This window comes from Streptomyces sp. NBC_00370, assembly GCF_036084755.1.
In the GTDB taxonomy this organism is placed as follows: domain Bacteria; phylum Actinomycetota; class Actinomycetes; order Streptomycetales; family Streptomycetaceae; genus Streptomyces.
Genome location: NZ_CP107968.1, coordinates 2907093 through 2928335, shown reverse-complemented (window position 1 = coordinate 2928335; position 21243 = coordinate 2907093). Strand labels below are relative to the sequence as shown.

Sequence of the window (21243 nt, the reverse complement as noted above, 5' to 3'; positions counted from 1 at the left end):
CCGTCCATGGTCGCAGACGCCCACTCGCTTCTGGCAGGCCCAGCCAGGACAGTGGGGGTATGGGCGCAGACCGGCACGAGGCGTACGGACCCGGCGACACCGTCGCCGCCGAGGCGCGGGCCGCGCTGGTGCGGGAGATCGCCGCCGACGGAGCGCTGGACGATCCGGCCTGGCGGGCCGCCTTCCAGGAGGTGCCCCGCCATGTCTTCGTGCCGTACTACTTCGTCAGCAGGCCCGGCGGCTTCGACCGGCTGTGGGGCGAGGACGCCGACCCCGCGCGCCGCGCCCGCTGGCTGAAGGGGGCGTACGCGGACGGCGCGCTCGCCACCCGGGTGCGCGACGGGGAGCTGATCTCGTCGAGCAGCCAGCCGTCCCTGATGGCCCGGATGCTGACCGAGCTGGACGTGCGCGACGGCGACCGGGTACTGGAGATCGGCGCCGGCACCGGCTACAACGCCGCGCTGCTGGCCCACCGGCTGGGCGACGAACGGGTCACCACCATCGATCTCGACCCGGAGATCACCGAGTCGGCCCGCCGGCATCTGGCCGCGGCCGGCTACCGGGCCGCCGTCGTGACGGGCGACGGGGCGCGCGGCTGCCCCGAGCGGGCGCCGTTCGACCGGATCATCGCGACCTGCGCCCTGCCGTCGGTGCCGCTGAGCTGGCTCGCGCAGTGCGCCCCCGGCGCCCGGATCCTCGCGCCGCTCGCCACGGGCCTGATCGCGCTGACGGTGGAGGGCCCCGCCGGCACGGAAGCGGCCAGGGCCGAGGGCCGCTTCCTGCACACCGCCGCCTACTTCGTACCGCTGCGGGGCACCCCGAGCGGCGAGGCCGCCGAGCGGCGCAGGCTCGGCGGACTGCCGCGCCGCGCGGTCGAGAACGACCTCTTCCGCTTCATGCTCACGCTGACCTCGGGCACGCTCGACCCGCACGAGGCGTACTCGCTCTGGCAGCGCGAGCACCGCCCCGGGCGCGAGCGGTTCGGCGTCACCATCGGCCACGGCGGCCAGTGGGCCTGGCTGGACGACCCGTCGGGGCCCTACGTCTGGCCGCTCAGCCGCGATGGATCGTGATCGTCGTCCAGGCACCGACATGCACCCGGTCGCCGTCCTCCAACTGGACGGGGACATAAGGCTGTATCGGGTCCTCGCCGCCGTTGATGGTCGTGCCGTTGGTGGAGTTCTGGTCGACCACCGCCCAGCTGCCGTCCGGCTGGTGGACCAGGACCGCGTGCTGGTGCGAGACGCCCGGGTCCTCCGGCGGCACGGACAGATCGACGTCGGGGGACTCGCCGGTCGAGTGCCGGCGGCGGCCGATGGTGATCTGCTGGCCGGCCAGCGGCAGATGCTGCTCCGGGGAGTACGCGGGCAGATTGAGCCCGGTCGCCTCGGGACCGCTGCGCTGCATCATCGCCATGAAGTAGTCACGGTCGGGCCCGATGACGGCGGTCCAGCCCAGCGACGGCGGCTGGTACTGCTGCTGCATCTGCTGGGGCGGCTGCTGTTGCAGCTGCTGCGGGGGCTGTTGCTGTTGCTGCTGCCCCTGTTGCTGTTGCCCCTGCGCGGGCTGCTGCTGGTACGACGGCTGTGACTGCGAGGGCGGCGGCAGCATCCAGTCGTCGTCGGCCTGGGTCCGCTGCGGCGCCTGCGGCTGCGGCGGCGCGGGCGGCCCCGCCTGCTGCTGGTAGGAGGGCGGCGCGGGCGGCCCCTGCTGGTGACTCTGCTGCTGGCCCTGCTGCTGGAACGACGGCGGGACGGGCGGTCGCGGTCCCTGCGGCGGCTGCTCGGACGCCAGCGGCTCGGCCGGCCGGTTGATCTGCGAGGGCCGCGAGCGCTGGTACTCGTACGGATCGGGTTCCTGCGGACGCGGCGGCTGCTGCGCCTGGAAGCCCGGCGGCAGGTTCAGCCCGGCCGGGGCCAGCGGGGTGTACGACGTCGCCGTGTTGGTCAGGAAGTTCCAGCGGCACTCCTCGCAGAACGGCGCTCCCGGCTCACGCGGGGTGCGGCACTGCGGGCAGTACTCCTGCTGGACGGTACCGGGGCCCCCGCCCTGCGGGTAGCCGTAGCCACCGGCGGCGGGCGGCGGTGGAGGAGGCGGCGGAACGGCGCCTGTGGTGGGGCCAGGACCGGCCATGCGATGGCCGCAGACCTCGCACCAGTCTTCGGAACCCGACTGGTGTCCGTTCGGGCAGGTCGGCATGTCGGCTCTTCCCCCTTCCTTCGTCCGGCCCGCAGGCCGTCACTCGACGCTACTTGTTGACGCTACTTCTTGACGCGAACGGTTTTGGTGGACCGCGTCTCGAGGGTCATCTCGTCCGCATCCGTTACCTTCGCCTTCAGTCGCACAGTACCTGTCGCCGCGTCGACCACGTCCACCACCTTCGAAAGCAGTTTCGCCGTATCGGCGTTCCCCGAAGAGGCGGCGAGCTGCACGGCGCGGCCCAGTTTCGACGTCGCGCCGTCGAAGTCGCCCGACTTACGGGCGTCGAGGCCCTGCTGGATGACCTGCGCCAGCTCCGCCTGCCCGGTGTAGTGGGCGACCTGGGGGTTGATGGAGGTGGACGCGACCATGTCGTCGGTCCACACCGCTCGTATCAGTCCTTGAGACAGCACCTCGGGGGCGCCGCCCTGCGCCGCCGGCAGGATCAGCGAGACCCGGGCCGCCAGCATCTCCTGGCCGATACCGGCCTCGGGGACGACCACACACACGTGGTAGTCGCGGGACTCGTCGCCCCAGGAGCCCGTCGGGTAGTCCCCGGCGCGCGGCCCGGCCTCCGTACGGCGGCCGGTCAGGTCCTCGACCGTAGGCGCCACCTGCTTCACGAAGCGGATCTCCACGCCGACCGGGGTCCAGAGCCGCAGCGCCACGTCCGCGACCTCCTTGCCCATCGCGTTCTCCATCATCTGCGTGAAGTCGGCGGCCAGGCCCGCCGGGTCGGCGACGATGTCGGCGGTGCCGAGCAGCGCGGACGAGACGGCGGTGACCTCCTTGACCTCCCAGTCCGTCCCCACCCCGCGCGCGTCACAGGTGAAGCGGCCGGCGCAGGAGTCGAGCGCCGCCCGCAGGTCCTCCGGCGCCTCGTGCTCGTTGCGGCCGTCGGTGAGCAGGATGCCGTGCCGGATCGGCACGTCGGCCGACGAGAGCAGCCGGTCGGCCAGCCGCAGCCAGGTGCCGATGGCGGTGCCGCCGCCCGCGCTCAGCCGGCGCAGGGCGTCCTTGGCCTGGGCCCTGGTGTTCGCGTCGGCGACCGCCAGCGCGCCGTTGCCGGGGAAGACCTCCTTGGCCACATGCGTACCGGCGACCACGGCGAACGCGACCCCGTCGCGCAGGGTGTCGACGGCGGCGGCCGTGGCGTCGCGCGCGTTGCGCATCTTCGTCGGCGGGTAGTCCATCGAACCCGAGCAGTCGACCATGATCACCACGGCCGCGTTCGGGCTGTGCCCCGGCGGCGTCGTGGGCGAAGCCGAAGCGCCCGCCAGCGGTATGCCGCCGGTGGTGCCGCCGCCGGTCGAGGTGACCGTGACGATCCCGTTCACCTCACGGCCGCCCTCGGGCAGGTACTCGTTCTGGTACACGTCGACGCTGAACTGCGGCACGTTCGACTTGGAGAAGTTCGCCATTCGTATCTGCTCCTTGGCGCCCCGGCGCACCGTAAGGACAAGTAGGACAACGGAACACGGCATAGGGGGCAATGAATGATCTATGGGGTCTTTGGCGGGCAGAGACGGGCTCAAGCCTTGTTGTAGGCGGATCCTGCCCCTTGTCGTGGCATGGCGAACGGCACGACGGCCACTGTTACGTTGTCGTGGCCACCGCCGTCGAGCGCATGCCCCACCAGTACTTGGGCGGCGTGCAGCGGCCGAGCCGCCGCGTCGGCGGGCACGACCCTGGCCAACTCGTCGGCGCCTTCCGCGTAGTTCCACAGGCCGTCCGTGCAGACCACGACGACACCGGCCCTGTCGGGCTTGAACGAGGCGGTGTGCGGGTCCAGTTCGTACGCGTCCGCGCCGAGCCAGCCGGTGATGGCGTGCGCCCGCTCGTCCGCGTACGCCTCCGCCTCGTTCATCAGCCCCGCCGAGACCATCTGCGCCGCCCACGAGTCGTCCTCGGTGAGCCGGGCGGTCGGGCCGCCGCGGTCGTCCGGGATCCAGTACGCCCTGCTGTCGCCGATCCAGCCGACGACCAGCAGCTCGCCCGCGACGACCGAACCGACGATCGTGCAGGCGGGGGCGTTCTGATGGCGGTGCTGGTCGTGCTCCATGGCGCCGCCGGGCTCGGGGGCGAGCCGGTTGACCGCCTCGGCCGCCGCGACGATCGCCTCGTGCATCGCCTGCTGCGGGTGCGTACCGAGCGGCAGCGCCGCCAGCAGCGACTCGTTGGCCGCGACCGCGGCGGCGGCCGACGCCTCGTCGGGCCGGGTCGCCGACGACACCCCGTCGCAGACGATCGCGACGACGGCGGGCGAGCCGTCCGGCAGGGCGGCCGAGGAGACGGCGAACGCGTCCTCGTTGCGGTGGTGGCGCAGCCCCCGGTCGCTGACGGCCGCGACGGCGTCCAGCTCCTGCTCGACGTGGTCGCGTTCGCGCGGCTGGGCATGGCCGCAGTTCTCGCAGTAGCCGTCGGGGTCGACATGGCCGCTGCGGCAGGCCACGCAGAGCTTGCCGCCGCCGGCCGCAGCGCCGGGGCCGGCGGCGCGCGGGTCGGCCGAAGCGGGGTCGCCCGCCGGGTCGCCCGCCGGGTCGGGTGTCGTACGCGGTGAGTCGTCGCGCGTCGCGACGGCGGGCTGCGCCGCGTCCGGCCCCGCTCCGGCCGGTGGCCCGGCGGGGGCGGGCAGTACGAAGTCGCCCGAGTGCGTGGACAGCTGTACGCCCGCCGAGTCGAGGCCCGGCAGTTCGCCGGGGTGCTGGACGGGTGTCTCCGCCGCCGCGCTGTCCGTACCCGCGGCCGCGGGCCAGGCGACAGCGTTGTCGGCGCCAGGACGGTCAGGGGCGGTCCGGCCGGGGGCGGGGGTGTCCGGGGCGGCCTGGCCCGCCGCGCCGTGCAACGCGACGGTGGGGTGGTCGCCCCGGGCCTGCGGTTCGGCCGTCAAGTCGTATCCGCACGCACCACAGAACCGGTCGCCGGACTCCACCGGCTCCGTGCAGCTGGGGCATGTCGACCAAGCAGCCAAATGGGGCTTCTGCGCCATCAATCACACCCACGTCCGGGGGCGGAAACGGTTGGCCCGTTCCACCAGTTCGATCCTCTCCTCGCCGCGCTGAGCGAGCCGGGCGAGCACCCGGTACGAACGTTCCAGTCCGAGCCGCAGGCCACGTTCGTCGAGCGCGGTGCCGAGCAGGGTGGTGGACTGCACCACCTGTCCGCCCCGGCCCCCGGAGAGTATCCAGTCCAGGGCCGTGCCGAGTACTTCCGTGGACAATTGCTCCCGCCGTACGGCGTCGAGTCCGAGTCCCTGAAGGGCCTCCACCTGCCCGCCCGCCGCTCGCAGATCGTCCAGCAGCGGGTCGGCGGCGGCGCGCTTGCGCAGCCGGGCCCGCACGGCGGCCACCCGGGCCGCCGTGTAGTGGATGGACGCCTCGGGCACCGATTCCAGGGTCTGTACGGCGCCGCCGCGGTCCCCCGCGGCGAGCTGGACCCGCGCCAGCGCGAAGGCGGCGCTGACATAGCTGGGGTCGGTCGTCCAGATGAGCCGGTAGTACTCGGCCGCGTTGTCGAGCTGGCCCAGGACCTCGGCGCAGATGCCGAGCGCGAGCTTCGGCGCCGGCTCGCCGGGGAACGCGTCGTAGATCGCGTCGAAGGCGAGCGCCGCCGTCTCGTGGTCGCCGGTGACGAGGGAGGCGAGCCCCCGGTACCAGACCACCCGCCAGTCGTCCGGGTGCCGCGACTCCAGCGTGTGCAGGGCCTCGACCGCCGTGTACGAGTCGCCGTTCTCCAGCCAGGCGCGGACCTGGCGCAGCCGCCGCTCCAGCGAGTCGGCGGGAGCGGCCTCCAGCGCGGCGATCAGCTCGCCGGGCGCAGCCGCCATCAGCCCGGCGAGGAAGCCGGCGTTCGCGTCGTTCGGATCGACCCGGGGCACCGGCAGCGCGAGCGCGACGGCGCGGGTGTCGAGCCGCGCGAGCCGGGGACCGGCCGCGCCGTTCAGGGACGCGGGCGCACCGCCGACGCGGGGCGCGGGCACGCCTGCGAGCACGGCGCCCGGGGCCGGTGCCAGGGCTGTGGATGCCGGCGCTGCGGGGGCCGGTGCGGCGGGCGCCGCCGGATCCAGCCCTCCGGCGCCCTGGACGCCCGGCCGGGCACCGGGCGCGGGCAGCACCCCGGCGCCGACTCCCGGCGGAAGCTGACCGCCGGAGGCCGCGCCGGGGGAGGGCGGCAGCCCGGGCAGCGCGGCGGGCGCGGCGGCGGCCCTCGCGCGGCGCCCGTTGCGCCGGCCGGCGGAGGCCGCGACGCGCGCCCCGAGGGCGGAGACGTCATCGGTCAGCTCGGCGAACAGTTCCGTGTCCGTGACGCGCAGCTCCGGCCCGAAGAGCGTCGACAGCGCGGGCCTCGGCCGGCCCGTCTGGACGGCGACGACCTCGCGCAGCACACCGGTCAGCTGCTCGGCCATCTCCTGGGCCGAGGAGAAGCGCCGCGCCGGGTCCGGGTCGGTGGCCCGCACCAGCAGCCGGTAGAACGACTCGTACGACCGGAAGACCTCGATGTGGTCCGGGTCGGGCAGCGAGTCCACGAAGACGTTCGTGTAGCCCTGGAAGTCGAAGGTGAGCACGGCGAGGGTGCGGGCGACGGTGTAGAGGTCGGAGGCGACCGACGGGCCCACCTCTCCCACCTCGGGCGCCTGGTAGCCGACCGTGCCGTAGATCGCCGACTCGTCGTCGTCCATCCGACGGACCGCGCCCATGTCGATGAGCTTGAGCTGGTCCTCGGTCTGGATCGCGTTGTCGACCTTGAAGTCGCAGTACAGCAGGTTGCGGCTGTGCAGATGGCCAAGGGCCTCCAGCGCCTCGATGCCGTACGCGCAGGCCTGCTCGACGGGCAGCGGATCGCGCTTCCCGGCGGGCCCGCGCCGGTCGTTGGCGATCTCCTTGAGCGACTTGCCGCCGACGTACTCCATGACGATGTAGCCGTCCAGGGAGCCGGTCCGCTGGTCGAGGTGTTCCACGAAGTTGTAGATGCGGACGATGTTCGAATGCTCGATCTCGGCGAGGAAGCGGCGCTCGGAGATCGCGGCCTCCATCGCGTCGGCGTCACCGGTGTCGAGCAGGCCCTTGAGGACGACCCAGCGGTCGGAGACCGCGCGGTCGACGGCGAGATAGACCCAGCCGAGCCCGCCGTGCGCCAGACAGCCCGCGACCTCGTACTGGCCGTGCACGATGTCGCCCCCGGCGAGCTTCGGCACGAACGAGTACGGGTGGCCGCACTTGGTGCAGAACCCTTCGGTACGCCCCGGCAGGTCACCCCTGCTGCGACCCACCGCCGCCCCGCAGTCGGAGCGGGAGCAGAACCGCTTGCGCTCCGGCACCTCCGGACGCTCCATCACGGCCGACCGGGGGTCGGGGCGCGGCACGTCCGGTACGGAGACCAGGCCCGCGCCGAGCCGGTTGCGCCCCGACGAGGAGGCGGAGCCGCCGGAGGCGCGGACCGAGACCGAGGGACCGGACGCGGAGCCCGACAGCCGCCCCGACACGGAGCGCCGCGACGTCGACGAGCGCGAGGAGCGTGACGAGCGCGCCGAGCCCGCCGTGGACGAGCGCGACGACGCCGGGGAGGAGCTGCCGCTCTTGCCGCTCTTCCCGCCGCCCGCGATACCGGTCGGCGGTGAGGACACCTGCCCGGTGGGCGAGACCACCGGGGCGAGACCGCAGGTGTCGCAGTACAGCTCACCGCCGCCCATGTCCTCGTACGAGCCCTCGCACCCCGGGCGCTGGCACGCGTCCGTCCCGCTCATCGGTCCCCCCGTTCGCCTTCTGTTCCTGATGTCCCGCGGTCGGTCGGCTGCTGCTGGCGCTGCTGCCGTGGCACCAGGACCTCGGCGGTCGCCTGCTGGTAGCGCAGCACGGCCTGTTCGGCGACGCGCAGGTCGCACGGCGCGCTCCACAGCATCCGGCGGGCCGCGTCGTACCGCTCGATCAGCAGCGGGTCCTCGGCCATGCCGTGCCTGGCGACCTTCGCCTTGTACGCGTCGAGCCGGCCGCGCAGCTCGGCGCGGACCGCGAGCGGCGCCGTGACCGCGGTCAACGACTCACGGGCGCGCAGCAGTTCGTCCTCGGCGTCGCGCTCCAGGGACTCCAGGAGCGGCGAAAGCCGGTGCCATTGGGCATGTCTGCGGTACTCGGCGGCGGTCGAGAGCCGCTCGTGCAGCACCGCCGACGGGCCGCTGACGGCGGGCACCTCGGAAGCGGCGATCTTCGCCAGCACCTCACCGCGCGCCGACCTGGCCTCGTCCAGCGTGCGGTCGGCGCGTGACAGCACGTCACGCAGGCGCAGCAGCCGCTCCTCGGAGTCCTTGCGGACGGCGAGCACGGCCTCGATCTCGCGCCGTACCTCTTCGAGCGCGCGGGCCGCCCTGTCGTAGCGCCCGGTGTCGGGACGGCCGCCGCCCGGGGCCGAACTGCCGGGCGCCGCACGCCAGAAGGCCAGCGGGTCGGAGACCACCTGGGCGCGCAGCGCGGTCAGCTCGTCGGTGATCGAGTCCAGGTCGTCACCGGCCGGATGCTCGCCGGGCCGCACCCCCACCGAGTGCGCGAGCGAGAGCGTGCGCCGCAGCTCGGTGGAGAGCAGGTCGATCCGCGCGGGCAGCGCCGACCAGACGGCGTCGGCGGCGACGACCATGTCGAGCGAGCGCGCGTACAGGTCGTTCATCCGCGTCACCAGCTGGGCGAGCGTGAACCGTTCGGCGAGCTTGGCCGGTCCGGTGATGCTCGTCGGCATGCCGTGCTCGGCGGCGGGCGCCGCTACCGTCACCGCCTGGCCGCGCAGCTTCTCGGTCAGCTCCTCAAGATCCTCGCGATTGGGCCAGCGCCGCTTGGCGCGCAGCTCACGCGCCTCGGTCAGGGTGTCGCTGTACCGGTCGAAGTACGCCCAGAGCAGGGTGATCGTGGGCTCGACGGAGGTCCAGCGGTCCTTGGTGACGCCGGTGAGCGCCGCCCCTTCGAGCAGTCTGCGGCCCGCGTGGTCCTGGAGGGCGAGCAGTGACGTCTCGATCGCCTCGTGCTCGGCTTCGAGGCGCGCGAGGGCCCGGTCCACCTCGTCCCGGTCCATGACCGGTACCGGTGGCGTCCCCGACGATCCGGGAAAGGAGCCCGTGGCGCCCATCGATCACCTCTCCGCTTCGCCCTGTGGGGGGACTCGTTGGCCTTGGTCCGGTCGGTCCAGTCGGTCTAGTTGGTCTTGTAGGTAGGCGCGGGCGGCCCGGCTATCCCCGGCAGCCCGGTCTTGAGCCATTTGTTGTACGACCGCATCCAGGGGCTGTTGGCCCCGCCCGCCCGGTACTCCTCCAGGACCTTGTTGATCCGGCGCACCAGGTCGTTGTCGCCGGTCTTGCTCAGCTTGGTCGCGACACCGTAGTACTCGGTCGTGAACGGCGGGCCCTTCAGCATGACCGACGGGTCCTGGGCGGCCTGGCCGGCGGCGAGCGAATTGTCCGTGACGATCGCGTCGACCAGCCCGAGCTGGAGCCTGACCAGGCAGTCCAGCTGGTTCGGCACGCTCAGGTCGGCGGCGCTCTGCCCGGCCGGCTTGTTGCCCTCGTTGTTGGCGCTGTCCCAGTAGATCGCGCCGAACGCGCCGTTCGTCTTGTCGCCCTCCAGCGCCTGCACGGCCGACGAACCGGTCGCCGTGCAGACCCGCTTGCCCTTCAGCGTCTCGTTGTAGCCGGTGATGTCCGACGACTTGGGGGCGAGGACCTGCTGGCCGGCTTTGAAGTACGCGCTGGAGAAGTCGATGTCCTCGCGCCGGTCGCAGGAGATCGTCATCGTCCGGACGATGATGTCGACCGTGCCGTTCTGCAGGGCGGGGATCCGCTGCGCCGTGGAGACGGGCTGGAACTTGACCGCCGTCTCACTGCCGTAGATGTTCTTGGCGATCGCGCGGGCGATGTCGATGTCGAAGCCCTCGAACTCGTTGGACTCCGGGTCGAGATAGCCCCAGTCGTAGCTGTTCTGGTCGACGCCGACGATCAGTCGCCCGTCCTTGCGCCGCTGCATGTCGGCGACGATCGGTCCGGTGGCGGCCGAGGCGGGCAGACTCGCCTCCGGCGCGTCCCCGTCCTGGCACTTCTCGGCCTTGGCGGGCACGGCTGTCGTGCCGTGCGGCGCCACCAGCCGCCCTCCGTCGGCGCTGTCGGCCCCGCCGTGTGCCAGCGGCAGCAAGGTGAGTGCGGCCGTCACAGCGCAGGCCACGCCCATGGCGGTGACCCCGCCCCAGCCGCGGAGCCTGTCGGACACAGGACTCATCGCTCCCCTTCTCACCGGTACTCCGAAAGCCTGCGGCCCACGCCCAGCAGCGCGCCCAGCGCCCCGAGGACGGCCAGCACACCCGCGCCGGCCGCCAGCCAGGTCAGCGCACCGCGCCCCGCGTCGGCCGACGCGTCGAATTCGCTCTGCTCCTGGCCGATCGCCTCGTTCAGGGCGCTCTCCACCTGGTTGAACGACTCCTCGGCCGTGTCGCCCGCGCCGTTGATCTTCTTCAGCGCGCGCTCGAAGTCACCGCTCTTGTTGGCCGCGTCGGCCTCGTCGTTCCGCTTCTCCCACACCGAGATCGACGTGATCGCGGAGGTCACCGGATCGCGCCCCTTGGCGTCGTCGGCGAGCCCCTTGGCCCGGCCGAGCTCGGATTCGAGGTCCTTCATGCGCGCGTTGAAGTCGACCTCGTACTTGTCGTTGATGCCGTCGGCGGCGAGGATCGAACCGCGGGAGACCAGCGTCAGATTCTCGTTGGCCCGCGCCTTCAGCGCGTTGATCCGGGCCTCGTTGAGCACCGCGAGCGAACTCTGTCCGTGGGTGTTCGCGTCACCCAGATGCGAGCTGCTCAGCGCCTGTCCGGCGATCAGCCACAGCAGCACGGCCGTGGTCGCGGCGGTCGCGCCGAGCAGGCCCTGGTTGAACACCCGGTTGGTGCTGCGGTAGTTACGGCGCTGCGCCCAGACCAGCACGGCCAGGGTGAGCACCCCGAGGCCGAGCGCGGCGAAGGGCCATATCCGGGCCTGGTCCGAATCCTCCTGCAGCCGCTTCGTCTCCGCGTTGTACAGGGCCTCGGCGTTCGGCAGCAGACCGTGATCCTTGGTCATCTGCTCGTTCGCGTACCGCAGATAAGCGCCGCCGAGCGGCTGGTCCTGCCGGTTGGCGGCCCTGGCCCGCTCGATCAGCCCCGTGTAGACGGGCAGTTGGCTGTTGATGTCCGCGATCAGCCGCGCGGCGCCGCTGTTCGCCTCCGTGCTCTTCGCGACCCGCACCAGCAGCTCGGAAGCGGTGGCGATGTCCTTCCGGTACGCCGCCTGCACGTCGGGGGGTTCGGTCGCGCCCGCGAGGAAACCGGTCGCCGCGTCCGTGTCGGCGGCGGCCAGCGAACGGTAGATGTTCGCCGCGTCCTTGACCGGCTGACTGCGGTTCACCACGTCGTCGGCCGACGCGTACCGGTCGGAGGCCTGCCAGGCCGTCACCGCGCCGAACACCAGCACCAGCAGCGCCAGCGCGGCGCCGATGATGCGCAGCCTGCCGGGTTCGGTCGTCGCCGCCGAGCCCAGCCGCTCCCTGGTCTCCGACCAGGCGCTGCGCCGCGCCGGCGGTACGCCGGGCGGCGCCGGCGGCCTGGGCGGCTGCGCGGGCGCGGGCGGTCGCGCCGACGGTGGCGCTGTGCGCACATTCTGCGGGTATGTCACGTGACCTCCCCCTCGGTCAGTAGACGACGGCCGGCCGGCCCCCGGTGGGTCGGGGGACAGCTCCCGGCCAGCAGTATGGCCGCAGGGACCGACAATCACACCACGCTTGACTGATCTTGTACGTATCGCGCCACCTCAGCGGCGCGCTCTCCCCACCATGAATACGTCACAGCCCGCTGATCGGTTCCCCTTCCCGGCGGAATGATCACGCGTAATGCGTGTGCAGCCGCACGTGTTCGGCGGCGCTCGCGCCGATGTGGTCGAGGCCGAGCAGCCCGGCGCCGAGCACCGGTGGCGCCGTCACCACGCCGATCACCGCCTTCGGCGCCTTGGCGGCCAGCAGCTCCGCGATCCGGTCGTCGAGCCGCGGATGACGGGCCGCCAGCACACCCCCGCCCAGCAGCACCGGCGCCTCCTCGTCCAGCAGGTCGAGCCGGCCGAGCGCGACCGTCGACATCGCGACGACCTCCTCGGCCAGCCGGTCGACCACCGCTCTCGCCACCGGGTCGCCCGCCGCGCTCGTCGCGAACAGCACCGGCGTCAGCTCGTGCTTGCGCAGCGCTGGGATGTGCTTCAGGTGCAGGGCCTCGATCAGCTCGTACATCGTGGTCAGCCCGAAGTGCGCGGGCAGCGTCCGCATCAGCTCCGTCGGCTCGCCGCGGCCGTCCTCGGCGCGCGCGGCGAACCACAGCGCCTCCTCGGCGAGCCCCGAACCGCCGCCCCAGTCACCGGAGATGCGGCCGATGGCCGGGAAGCGCGCGGTCCTGCCGTCGGGCCGCATGCCCACGCAGTTGATGCCGGCGCCGCAGACCACGGCGACCCCCAGCGGCTCGGCGCCGCTGGGCAGCCCGGCCCGCAGTATCGCGAAGGTGTCGTTGCGCACCTCCGTCGTCAGACCCCAGCCGCGCGCCTGCACGGCCTGCGCCAACTCCCGCTCCTCGACGGGCAGATCAGCGTTGGCCAGACACGCGGACACATGGCTGACCAGGTTCTTCGCCGGCAGTCCCGCCGCCGCCGCGGCCTCGGCGACCGCCGCGGCCACCACATCGACGGCCTGCTCGATGCCCACGATCGGCGGCTGGAAGCCGCCGCCGCGGCCGGTGCCGAGCACCGAGCCGTCGGCGCCGATCACGGCCACATCGGTCTTGCTGTTCCCGGCGTCGACGGCCAGGACGCTCGCGCGTCCCGCCGCCTGGCCGGCAGTGCTCACGCCCACGCGAGGTGCTCCCGGTTGTGCGCGATCAGCTCGTCGGTGAGCTTCTCGGCATACTCGTACTGGCCGACCAGCGGGTGCGCCAGCAGGGTCTTGAACACCGCGTCGCGGCTGCCGTTCAGCGCCGTCCGCAGCGCCAGGTCCTCGTACGCGGTCACGTTGGCGATGAGCCCCGCGTACAGCGGGTCGAGCTTCGGCACGGCGAGCGGCGTCGCGCCGTCCGTACCGACCCGTGCCTGCACCTCGATCACCGCGTCGTCCGCGAGGAACGGCAGGGTGCCGTTGTTGAGCGTGTTGACGACCTGGATCGGGCTGCCGCCGCCGCGCAGCAGCGAGGCCGCCAGGTCGACGGCCGCCTCCGAGTAGTAGGCACCGCCGCGCTTGGCGAGCAGCGCGGGCTTCTCGTCCAGCGCCGGGTCCCCGTACATCGCCAGCAGCTGCTTCTCCATCTCGGCCACCTCGGAGGCGCGCGAGGGCTTGGTCCGCAGCTCCCTTACGACCTCGTCGTGCGCGTAGTAGTAGCGCAGGTAGTACGAGGGCACGACGCCGAGCCGGTCCAGCACCGGACGGGGCATGTGCAGGTCGGCCGCGATCTCGTCGCCGAACTCGGCGAGCAGCTTGGGCAGCATGTCCTCGCCGTCCGGGCCGCCGATCCGTACGCCCCGCTCCCACGTCAGGTGGTTGAGGCCGACATGCTCCAGGTACACCTCGGACGGGGTGACCCCGAGCCGGTCGGCGAACTTGCGCTGGAAGCCGATCGCGACGTTGCACAGGCCGACGGCCTTGTGTCCGGCCTGGAGCAGCGCGCGCGTCACGATCCCCACCGGGTTGGTGAAGTCGATGATCCAGGCGTCCGGGTTGGTACGCCGGACCCGCTCCGCGATGTCCAGGACGACCGGGACCGTGCGCAGCGCCTTGGCGAGACCGCCGGCGCCCGTCGTCTCCTGGCCGACGCAGCCGCACTCCAGCGGCCATGTCTCGTCCTGGTTGCGGGCCGCCTGGCCGCCGACGCGGAGCTGGAGCAGCACGGCGTCGGCGCCCTCGACACCCGCGTCGAGGTCGGACGTGGTGGTGATCCGGCCGGGGTGGCCGAGCTTGGCGAAGATCCGCCGGGCGAGACCCCCGACCAGGTCGAGCCGGTCGGCCGCCGGGTCGACCAGGACGAGTTCCTCGATGGGCAGGGTGTCCCGCAGCCTCGCGAATCCGTCTATCAGTTCAGGTGTGTAGGTCGATCCGCCGCCTACAACTGCGAGCTTCATGGTTCTCAGCCCTTTACTCCGGTGAGGGTGACGCCTTCTACGAAGGCCTTTTGCGCGAAGAAGAAGACGATGACGACCGGGGCCATGACCAGCAGGGTCGCGGCCATCGTCAGATTCCAGTTCACGCTGTGCGCGCTTTTGAATGATTCCAGGCCGTAGCTCAGGGTCCACGCGCCGGGGTTCTGGGCCGCGTAGATCTGCGGCCCGAAGTAGTCGTTCCAGCAGTAGAAGAACTGGAAGAGGGCGACGGCCGCGATGCCGGGCTTGGCCATCGGCACGACGATCTTCAGCAGTGTGCGGAACTCGCCGCAGCCGTCGACCTTCGCCGACTCGATGTACTCGTTGGGGATGGTCAGCAGGAACTGCCGCAGCAGGAAGATGGAGTACGCGTCACCGAACGCCATCGGGATGATCAGCGGCCACAGCGAGCCCGACAGGTGGAACTGCTGCGACCAGACCAGGTACATCGGGATGATGATGACCTGGGGCGGCAGCATCATCGTCGAGATGACGAGCACCATGGCCGTCCGGCGGCCGCGGAAGCGGAACTTGGCGAGCGCGTAGGCGACGGGCACGGACGAACAGACGGTGAAGACCGTGCCGAGCACCGCGTACATCAGCGAGTTGCGCCACCAGGTCAGGAAGCCCGGGGTGTGGAACACCGTCGAGTAGTTCGACCAGTGCCAGGACGTCGGCCACAGATCGCCGCTCAGCGCCTGCCCGTCGCTCATCACCGAGGTGAGGAAGACGAAGACGAACGGCAGGACGAAGAACAGGGCCATCGCGATCGCCAGGGCGTGCACGGCGATCCAGTTCAGGGCGCGCTTGCGGCGGAAGCGCGCGGTGTCGGGTCCCGAGGGGCGGGTCTGCGGGACGGCCGCCGGTGGGTTCAGGGTCGTGGTGGTCATCTCAGTCCTCCGCCGGGATGAGGCCGACGCTCTTGCGCATCAGCAGAAGGGTGACGGCCATGGCGATGGCGAAGAGCACGAGCGAGAGCACGCAGGCCGCGCCGGTGTTGAAGTTCTGGAAGCCCAGCGAGTAGATGAGCTGCGGGACGGTCAGCGTGGAGTGGTCCGGGTAGCCGGGCTGGATCACCGTGCCGGGCCCGATCGAGACACCGGAGGCGAGCTTCCCCGCGACCAGGGCCTGTGTGTAGTACTGCATCGTCTGGACGACACCGGTGACGACGGCGAACAGCACGATCGGCGTGATGGCCGGCCAGGTGATGTAGCGGAACTTGGCGACGGAGCCCGCGCCGTCCAGGTCGGCGGCCTCGTACTGGTCCTTGGGGACGTCGAGCAGCGAGGCCATGAAGATGACCATCAGGTCGCCGATGCCCCACAGCGAGAGCAGGACGAGCGAGGGCTTCGACCAGTTGGGGTCGTTGAACCAGTTCGGGCCGTGCAGACCGACCCAGCCGAGGATCTTGTTGACCGGGCCCGTCGACGGGTTGAGCAGGAAGACGAAGGCGACGGTCGCGGCCACCGGAGGGGCCAGGTAGGGGATGTAGAAGGCCGTACGGAACAGCCCGACCCCCGTCTTGATCTTCGTGACGAGCATGCCGACGCCGAGGCCGAAGACCACGCGCAGCGCGACCATCACCACGACGAGCCACATCGTGTTCCACAGCGCGGGACCGAACAGCGGCATCTGGTCGAGCACGTACTTCCAGTTGCGCAGGCCCACGAAGGTCGGCGACTTGATCTGGTTGTAGTGCATGAACGAGAAGTAGACGGTCGCGATCAGCGGATATCCGAAGAAGACCGAGAAGCCGATCAGCCAGGGCGAGAGAAAACCCAGGGTGCGCAGCCGGCTGCGATTCTGCTTGCGCCGCAGCGGGCTGTTGCCCGGTGACTTCGCGGCGGCGGGCTCGGCTGCCTTCGCCGAGGTGGAGAGTGACATTGCCATGACCCGGCTCCTCAGTTTTCCGACTGGACGTTGTCGGCGTCGATCTGGTCGTCGAGTTTCGTCAGGGCCGAGTGCAGATTCTTCGTCCTGCCCGCCTCGACGGACTGCGAGAAGTCACCGAACGAGTTGATGTACTGGCCGCCGTTGTTGGACGGCGGGATCGCCTCGCTGTGCGGGTTCTGCGCGATCTTGATGAATTCCTGGAACGTCGGGTCCTGGTCCAGCGTCGGCGACTTGAGCGCGGCGAAGGTGGAGGGCACGTTGTGGATCGCGTTGGCGAAGTGCACCACGGAACCGGTGTCGATCGTCAGGTACTTCATCAGTTCCCAGGCGGCGTTCTGATGCTTGCTGCTGTGCGAGATACCGGCGACGGTGCCCGTCAGATAGCCGCGCCCGTAGGTGTCGGCCTGGTCGTCGGGGACCGGGAGCGGTGCCACGCCCCACGTGAACTTCGCCTTGGCGTCCTTGAGCATCAGCCCGCGCCACTCACCGTCGAGGTGCATGGCGAGCTTGCCGGTCAGGAAGCCGTTCTGGGAGGACATCTCCTCACCGAAGGTGGCGCGCAGCTTCTCCATCGCGCCGTAGCCGCCCTGCGCGTCCGAGAGGGACTTCATGGTGTCGAAGAACGCCTTGGTCTTCGGCTCGTCGGCGAGCTGGGCCTTGCCGTCCTTGTTGAAGTACTCCGGGCCCCACTGCGCGAACATCCGGTCCGGGCTGTTCTGGTAGAGCTGGAAGTTCGGCATGAAGCCGGCGCGCTTGAGCGATCCGTCCTTGTTCTTCTCGGTCAGCTTGACCGCGTCGGCCTTCATCTCCGACATGGTGTGCGGCGGCCGGGTGATGCCCGCCGCGTCGAAGGCGTCCTTGTTGTAGTACATGCCGAACGCGTCGGCGAGCAGCGGCATGGCGCACTGCACGCCCTGGTACTGGGTGTAGTCCAGCAGGGTCTGCGGGAACGTCTTCGTCTTGTCGATCCCGGACTTCTTCAGGAACGGGTCGAGATCCGCCCACATGCCGGACGAGCAGTACTGGCCGACGTTGTTGGTGGTGAACGACGTGACCACGTCCGGGGCGTCGCCGCCGCCGGCGCGCAGCGCCTGGTTGATCGTCTCGTCGCTGACGTTGCCGGTCGAGACGACCTTGATGTTCGGATGCAGCTTCTCGAAGTTGGCGATGTTCTCGTTGATCGCCTTGACCTCGCTGGGCGCCGACCAGCCGTGCCAGAACTTCAGCGTGACCGGTTTGGTCGGATCGTCGGTGTTGCTGCCGGTGCTCGGATTGGCACATCCCGAGAGCAGCAGGGCCGCGGCCGCACCGAGCGCCACGGGCACGCAAGTGCGTATACGCCATCGCGCCATGTCGGACTTCCTTTGCAGAAGAAGGGGGACGGAGGAGGGGGAGGACGAGGGAGGGGGAGTAATGATGACAAAACGCTTAAGTGGGGTGTAGGGGGCCGATGTTGGGGGTGCGGGTGCTGTCGGCGGTTCGGAGGGGTGGTTCAGGTGGTGTCGAAGACCGCGTCGCGCGCCTGGGAGAGCGCGATGCGCAACGCCCCGGTCAGGATCGGGTCACCGGTGATGTCGCTGATCCGCAGCAGCGGTCTGGGCAGGGCGAGACCCGTCAGCTCGGCCTCGACCCGCTCCCGCAGCGCCTCGCCGCCCGCCTCGGCCACCGAGCCGGACAGGACGACCAGTTCGGGGTCGACGACGGCCACCACGGCGGCGAGCCCGGTGGCCAGCCGGTGGGCGACCTCCGCCCGTACGGACTCGTCGGCCAGGGCCTCGGCCAGCGGCAGGCCGCCGGCCAGATTCCGTACGGCCGCGCTGGCGACCTGGCTCTGGAAGCCGCCGCCCGCGTCGTCCGCCGCCCACTTCTCGTCGCCGCCACGGGCCAGCGGAGCGCCCGGCAGCGGCATGTAGCCGATCTCGCCCGCGCCGCCGGTCGCGCCGCGCAGCAGGGTGCCGCCCAGCACGATCGCCGCGCCGACACCCCGGTCGACCCAGGCGAGCACGAAGTCGTCGTAGTCCTGCGCCGCGCCCTCGTGCTGCTCGGCTATCGCCGCGAGATTGACGTCGTTCTCGATGACGACCGGGGTGCCGAGCACATCGGCGAGGTCGCCCAGCAGGGTCCGCGACTGCCAGCCCGGCAGATGCGGTGCGTAGCGCAGCTCGCCCGTGTGCGGGTCTATCGCGCCGGGCGTGCCTATCACCACGCAGTGCAGATCGCCGTGGTCGAGACCCGCCTGGCCGAGCGCGCCGTCGACGGCCTCGGCGACGAGCTGGGCCGTCCGGCCCCGTACGTCGTCGGCGACCGCCTCGGCCTCGACCCGGCTCTCGCCGACGACGGCGCCCGTTATGTCGGAGACCCGGGCGCTGATGCCGGTGTGCCCGACGGCCAGCGCCGCGACATGGGCGGCGTCGGGACGGATCTCGTAGAGCACCGCGTTGGGTCCGGGACGGCCGCTCTGGCTGCCCGTCGTACGGACCAGGCCCGCCGTCTCCAGCCGGGTCAGCAGCTGGGAGGCGGTCGGCTTGGAGAGGCCGGTCAGCTCACCGATCCGGGTCCGGGTCAGCGGACCGTGCGCGATCAGCAGGTCGAGCGCCGTGCGGTCGTTCATGGCCCGCAGCACGCTCGGCGTACCCGGCGACGGTGTGGCTGTCCCGCTCACGGCGTACACCTGCCCCTCGGCTTCCCGGCTCTCCCGACCACATTGTTAGGAAAGTTTCCTATTCCGGTTCCGAGGAAAGTAGGCCGCGTGTAAGCGACGCGTCAATACCCGACGAGCAGCGTCTTCCCCGAGGCAACCAAAGCGTTACCTCCGGGGCGGTTTCGTACGCGGCGGAGGATGACCGCCGAAACGGTGCCGTTACGGGGCGGACGGCGGGTTGGCGAGCGAGGACGGCGGCGCGGTGCCGGCCGCCCGGTCCTCCGCCTCGGCCTCCTGCGGCGCCGGCTCGGCGCCGAGCATCCGGATCTCCGCGGCGTCCAGGGCGCGCTTCACCCGCCAGCGCAGTTCGCGCTCCACACCGAGCGCCTGGCCCGGCATCGTCTTCGCCGCGAGCCGGATCGTCATCGAGTCCATCAGGACGGAGTCCAGGCCGAGCACCTGCACCGGGCCCCACAGCCGCTCGTTCCACGGGTCGTCCTTGGCCATCTGCTCGGCGACCGCGGTGACGACCGTACGCACCTGCTCCAGGTCCTCCGTGGGGCGCACGACGACATCGACCCCCGCCGTGGCCCAGCCCTGGCTCAGGTTGCCGATCCGCTTCACCTCGCCGTTGCGCACGTACCAGATCTCGCCGCCGTCGCCGCGCAGCTTCGTCACACGCAGCCCGACCTCGATCACCTCGCCCGAGGCGACCCCCGCGTCGATGGTGTCCCCGACGCCGTACTGGTCCTCCAGGATCATGAAGACGCCGGACAGGAAGTCCGTGACGAGATTGCGCGCCCCGAAACCGAGCGCCACACCCGCGACCCCCGCGGAGGCCAGCAGCGGGGCCAGATTGATGTTCAGCGCGCCCAGCGCCATCAGCGCGGCCGTGCCGAGAATCAGGAACGAGGCCACCGAACGGAGTACCGAGCCGATCGCCTCCGAGCGCTGTCTGCGCCGCTCCGCGTTGACCAGCAGCCCGCCGAGCGCCGTGCCCTCGACCGCCTGCACGCTGCGGTTCATCCGGGCTATCAGCCGGGTCAGCGCCCGCCGGATCAGATGGCGCAGCACCAGCGCTATCACCAGGATCAGCAGGATCCGCAGGCAGATGCTCAGCCAGGTGGACCAGTTCTCACCGACCCAGCTCGCCGCGTCGGTCGCCCGTTCCGTCGCCTCGCCGATCGTGACGGGGCGCGACGACGGGGCAGGGGCCGGCGGGGCGGACCAGAACACGAGCAGAACCTCCAGGCTTGCCGGACAGGCCAACCAGACTAACGGCGCCGTGCGGCCCGCTCCCCGCTCACAGCGGTGGAGAGACCGGGCTCACGCGCTCCCGCGCACCGGATGCGGGGGCCGCCGCGGCGTGCTGTGGTCGAAAACACTCCGAGCCCGTTACCTGGTCGTGGTGGCGTTTCGACCAGGCATGAGGAGAGACTGAGAGCAGATCGTCCCGGCGCGAGCCACGCGCCGCCGGCGTAATAGGAGGCATCCGTGCCGCATGTCCTGGTCCTCAACGCGTCGTACGAGCCGCTCGGCGTCGTACCGCTCCGCCGCGCGCTCGTCCTCGTCCTGGAGAACAAGGCAGTCTCTCTGGAAGAGTCCGGCGCCTTCATGCACAGCGCTTCCCGTGTCATGCCAGCACCCAGCGTCGTACGGCTCAAGCGCTTCGTGCGGGTCCCCTACCGGGGTCCCGTGCCGCTCACGCGCCGTGCGCTCTTCGCCCGAGACGGCGGTCGCTGCATGTACTGCGGTGGCGTCGCAACCAGCGTCGACCACGTCATTCCGCGCAGTCGCGGCGGACAGCACGTGTGGGACAACGTGGTGGCCGCCTGCCGCCGCTGCAACCACGTCAAGGCGGACCGGCATCTGCGGGAGCTGGGGTGGAGACTCCACCAACAGCCGGCCCCGCCGTCCGGACTCGCCTGGCGGATCATCGGGACCGGACACAGGGACCCGCGCTGGATGCCGTACCTGCAACCGTACGGCGCGCAGGACGCGATGGCCCGGATCGACGGCGTTTCAGCCTGAGGATCCGGGCCTTTGTCGTGCCCGGCACAAAACCCCACGTCAGTGGGGCGCCGGGCACGGCTTTCGCGCGCCTTCGCCGTCCCGGCGCGGGTTCGTGGTTGCGGGTCTGGGTTGCTGTCCGTGCCGGGGGCCGTTCCGGGGTCGTGTCCTGCGCTGCATGATTTACGGCGCGTACTCCCGTGACGCGGAGCCACCGCAAAGATGCGCCACAAATCACGCTCTACGCTCCGGACACCACCCCTGCACGACCCCCTTCAGGCCGGCCGTCGGCACACGGGCGTGCCTGACCACCGGGGGACGGCGGCCGGGCGTTCAC

At 71.3% G+C, this 21243-nt stretch carries 16 protein-coding genes; 2 read left to right on the top strand and 14 right to left on the bottom strand.

The window, feature by feature from the left end:
* Positions 1 to 59: 59 nt before the first annotated feature.
* A complete protein-coding gene (locus OHS57_RS12890; protein WP_328581998.1) occupies positions 60 to 1073 on the top strand; it encodes a methyltransferase domain-containing protein in 1014 nt (337 codons plus the stop codon).
* On the opposite strand, the gene OHS57_RS12885 is transcribed toward OHS57_RS12890, so the two are convergent.
* The 14 genes from OHS57_RS12885 to OHS57_RS12820 all read right to left on the bottom strand — a co-directional run bounded on the left by OHS57_RS12885 (position 1054) and on the right by OHS57_RS12820 (position 20132).
* Positions 1054 to 2199, bottom strand: a complete 1146-nt coding sequence (locus tag OHS57_RS12885) for an FHA domain-containing protein (RefSeq protein ID WP_041989647.1) — start codon at positions 2197 to 2199, stop codon at positions 1054 to 1056. The genes OHS57_RS12890 and OHS57_RS12885 overlap by 20 nt on opposite strands.
* 62 nt (positions 2200 to 2261) lie before the next feature.
* The gene (locus tag OHS57_RS12880; protein ID WP_328581997.1) at positions 2262 to 3620 is read right to left on the bottom strand and encodes a vWA domain-containing protein; all 1359 of its coding nucleotides are present in this window, start codon (positions 3618 to 3620) and stop codon (positions 2262 to 2264) included.
* A 110-nt stretch (positions 3621 to 3730) separates the two neighbouring features.
* Positions 3731 to 5188: a PP2C family serine/threonine-protein phosphatase gene (locus OHS57_RS12875; protein WP_328581996.1), complete on the bottom strand. Its 1458-nt coding sequence runs from the start codon at positions 5186 to 5188 to the stop codon at positions 3731 to 3733.
* 3 nt (positions 5189 to 5191) lie between these two features.
* Positions 5192 to 7942 (bottom strand): serine/threonine-protein kinase, encoded by a 2751-nt coding sequence (locus tag OHS57_RS12870; protein ID WP_328581995.1) that lies wholly within the window; start codon positions 7940 to 7942, stop codon positions 5192 to 5194.
* Positions 7939 to 9309 carry a hypothetical protein gene (locus tag OHS57_RS12865; protein WP_241778601.1) on the bottom strand — a complete coding sequence of 457 codons (1371 nt, stop codon included), beginning with the start codon at positions 9307 to 9309 and terminating at the stop codon, positions 7939 to 7941. Before OHS57_RS12865 ends, OHS57_RS12870 begins: the two co-directional genes overlap by 4 nt.
* A gap of 65 nt (positions 9310 to 9374) precedes the next feature.
* Positions 9375 to 10448, bottom strand: a complete 1074-nt coding sequence (locus OHS57_RS12860; protein ID WP_443042882.1) for a glutamate ABC transporter substrate-binding protein — start codon at positions 10446 to 10448, stop codon at positions 9375 to 9377.
* Positions 10449 to 10459: 11 nt separating this feature from the next.
* Positions 10460 to 11872 carry a hypothetical protein gene (locus OHS57_RS12855; RefSeq protein WP_328581994.1) on the bottom strand — a complete coding sequence of 471 codons (1413 nt, stop codon included), beginning with the start codon at positions 11870 to 11872 and terminating at the stop codon, positions 10460 to 10462.
* Positions 11873 to 12077: 205 nt separating this feature from the next.
* Positions 12078 to 13088, bottom strand: a complete 1011-nt coding sequence (locus OHS57_RS12850; RefSeq protein WP_328581993.1) for an N-acetylglucosamine kinase — start codon at positions 13086 to 13088, stop codon at positions 12078 to 12080.
* Entirely contained in the window at positions 13079 to 14344 is a 1266-nt protein-coding gene (locus OHS57_RS12845; RefSeq protein ID WP_041989670.1) for a 6-phospho-beta-glucosidase, read from the bottom strand. Before OHS57_RS12845 ends, OHS57_RS12850 begins: the two co-directional genes overlap by 10 nt.
* Before the next feature lie 5 nt (positions 14345 to 14349).
* Positions 14350 to 15252 (bottom strand): carbohydrate ABC transporter permease, encoded by a 903-nt coding sequence (locus tag OHS57_RS12840; protein ID WP_041989672.1) that lies wholly within the window; start codon positions 15250 to 15252, stop codon positions 14350 to 14352.
* 1 nt (position 15253) lies between these two features.
* The gene (locus OHS57_RS12835) at positions 15254 to 16246 is read right to left on the bottom strand and encodes a carbohydrate ABC transporter permease (protein ID WP_041989675.1); all 993 of its coding nucleotides are present in this window, start codon (positions 16244 to 16246) and stop codon (positions 15254 to 15256) included.
* Between the two features lie 17 nt (positions 16247 to 16263).
* The gene (locus OHS57_RS12830) at positions 16264 to 17607 is read right to left on the bottom strand and encodes an ABC transporter substrate-binding protein (RefSeq protein ID WP_041989678.1); all 1344 of its coding nucleotides are present in this window, start codon (positions 17605 to 17607) and stop codon (positions 16264 to 16266) included.
* Between the two features lie 140 nt (positions 17608 to 17747).
* Positions 17748 to 18866, bottom strand: a complete 1119-nt coding sequence (locus tag OHS57_RS12825; RefSeq protein WP_078863945.1) for an ROK family transcriptional regulator — start codon at positions 18864 to 18866, stop codon at positions 17748 to 17750.
* A gap of 249 nt (positions 18867 to 19115) precedes the next feature.
* Positions 19116 to 20132, bottom strand: a complete 1017-nt coding sequence (locus tag OHS57_RS12820) for a mechanosensitive ion channel family protein (protein WP_078863649.1) — start codon at positions 20130 to 20132, stop codon at positions 19116 to 19118.
* Positions 20133 to 20390: 258 nt separating this feature from the next.
* Between OHS57_RS12820 and OHS57_RS12815 the strand changes: the two genes are divergently transcribed.
* On the top strand, positions 20391 to 20927 hold the full coding sequence (locus OHS57_RS12815) for an HNH endonuclease (protein WP_041989686.1): 537 nt from the start codon (positions 20391 to 20393) through the stop codon (positions 20925 to 20927).
* The last annotated feature ends 316 nt before the right edge of the window (positions 20928 to 21243 follow it).

What these genes read in the sequence shown, in the direction of transcription:
- OHS57_RS12890 (WP_328581998.1), top strand. Translation starts at nt 60, where the DNA reads ATGGGCGCAGACCGGCACGAGGCGTACGGACCCGGCGACACCGTCGCC.
- OHS57_RS12885 (WP_041989647.1), bottom strand. Translation starts at nt 2,199, where the DNA reads ATGCCGACCTGCCCGAACGGACACCAGTCGGGTTCCGAAGACTGGTGC.
- OHS57_RS12880 (WP_328581997.1), bottom strand. Translation starts at nt 3,620, where the DNA reads ATGGCGAACTTCTCCAAGTCGAACGTGCCGCAGTTCAGCGTCGACGTG.
- OHS57_RS12875 (WP_328581996.1), bottom strand. Translation starts at nt 5,188, where the DNA reads ATGGCGCAGAAGCCCCATTTGGCTGCTTGGTCGACATGCCCCAGCTGC.
- OHS57_RS12870 (WP_328581995.1), bottom strand. Translation starts at nt 7,942, where the DNA reads ATGAGCGGGACGGACGCGTGCCAGCGCCCGGGGTGCGAGGGCTCGTAC.
- OHS57_RS12865 (WP_241778601.1), bottom strand. Translation starts at nt 9,309, where the DNA reads ATGGGCGCCACGGGCTCCTTTCCCGGATCGTCGGGGACGCCACCGGTA.
- OHS57_RS12860 (WP_443042882.1), bottom strand. Translation starts at nt 10,448, where the DNA reads ATGAGTCCTGTGTCCGACAGGCTCCGCGGCTGGGGCGGGGTCACCGCC.
- OHS57_RS12845 (WP_041989670.1), bottom strand. Translation starts at nt 14,344, where the DNA reads ATGAAGCTCGCAGTTGTAGGCGGCGGATCGACCTACACACCTGAACTG.
- OHS57_RS12840 (WP_041989672.1), bottom strand. Translation starts at nt 15,252, where the DNA reads ATGACCACCACGACCCTGAACCCACCGGCGGCCGTCCCGCAGACCCGC.
- OHS57_RS12835 (WP_041989675.1), bottom strand. Translation starts at nt 16,246, where the DNA reads ATGTCACTCTCCACCTCGGCGAAGGCAGCCGAGCCCGCCGCCGCGAAG.
- OHS57_RS12830 (WP_041989678.1), bottom strand. Translation starts at nt 17,607, where the DNA reads ATGGCGCGATGGCGTATACGCACTTGCGTGCCCGTGGCGCTCGGTGCG.
- OHS57_RS12825 (WP_078863945.1), bottom strand. Translation starts at nt 18,866, where the DNA reads ATGAACGACCGCACGGCGCTCGACCTGCTGATCGCGCACGGTCCGCTG.